This is a genomic window from Rossellomorea yichunensis (assembly GCF_032337515.1).
GTDB lineage: Bacteria > Bacillota > Bacilli > Bacillales > Bacillaceae_B > Rossellomorea > Rossellomorea yichunensis.
In genome coordinates this window covers 1-1,277 of sequence record NZ_JAVYAD010000024.1, presented here as the reverse complement: position 1 = coordinate 1,277, position 1,277 = coordinate 1, and the positions used below count along the sequence as shown (strand labels likewise).

The 1,277-nt window shown below is 37.9% G+C and carries 1 protein-coding gene; it reads right to left on the bottom strand.

The window, feature by feature from the left end; all coding sequences use genetic code 11:
* Window positions 1-36: 36 nt before the first annotated feature.
* Window positions 37-1,196, bottom strand: a protein-coding gene (locus RSX31_RS23315; RefSeq protein WP_315636141.1) for an IS3 family transposase whose coding sequence is annotated in 2 segments (ribosomal slippage) — window positions 37-917 and window positions 917-1,196 — 1,161 coding nt in all. Because the reading frame shifts where the segments join, the coding sequence is not laid out codon by codon here.
* Between the last annotated feature and the right edge of the window lie 81 nt (window positions 1,197-1,277).

The window sequence follows — 1,277 nt, the reverse complement described above, 5'->3', positions numbered from 1 at the left end:
TGGAGTGACACAGTCAAATAAGACTAAATAAAACACCTAAGCTGCCATGACTCTAAATTCTACCGGAGTCTGGCAGTTTAATTTTGTAAAAGGACGACAATAATTATAATAATACATGTACGATTCTATTTTCTTTCGTACTGTATGGTTGGTTAGTTTGCCTCGATCCAGAGGGCTGAATTCTTCTGACTTTAAAGAGGAGTGGAAGGATTCGATGACGGCATTATCAAAGCAGTTTCCTCGTCGGGACATGCTTGTGATAATGCCTCTTTTTTTTGCGTCTTCCTGAAAATCATACGATGTATATTGAGACCCTTGATCACTGTGAAGGATGCATCCAGATACATCACGACCTTCACACGCTCTCTTTAACGTATCTAGCACTAGAGCTTTATCTTGTTTATCACTAATGGTGTAAGCAAGAATTTCGTTATTATACAAGTCCATAATCGTTGATAAATATAACATTTTCTCACCATAAGGAAGATAGGTAATATCTGTAACCCATTTTTCACTTGGCTTAGATGCATGGAATTCTCTGTTTAAGTAATTCGGCACCACGATTTTACTTTCCCCAGCTATATAGTTTTGTCTTTTCGGTTTAACACGACACTGAATATTAAATTTCTGCATAATTCGTTGTACAGTGTTCCGATTGACTTTGAGTTTGTGCTCTTTACGCAAGAGATCACGAACCATCCGGTGCCCGATGCGAAATTTCAAATCCCCGCAAATATCAATGATTTTCTTCTCCAATTCTGATGGGCCCCATGACTTTCCCCGCCAACGATAATAAGTAGCCTTTGCCACTCCAAAGCATTCACAAAGGGCAATAACGGTATATTTATGTTTAAACATCTCTACGGTCTGTACGAATACTTCTGGGACCACTTCCTTTCGATTTCCCTGTACTTTCCCAACAATTCCTCACGCATTTCATAATAAGCAACTTTCTTTCGTAACTGGGCTAGTTCACTTTCATCATTAGGACCTTTCCCATAAGAATATTGTTTACCAAGAGGTTGAGCAAAACGATGGCCCTCACCATTCTTGAACCATTTCACCCAGGTCTTAATCTGAGATCGATTCTTAATCCCGAACATCTCCATTAGCTCTTGATTTGAATGTTTACCTTCTAATTTTAAACGGACAACTTCTTTCTTAACTTCTTCTGGATAGGACATTTTATTACCCATAGAAAAAACACCTCCAAATGTAAATGAATTATTTACTACTTGAAGGTGTTTTATTCAGTCTCATATTATTAGGTCTCTCTA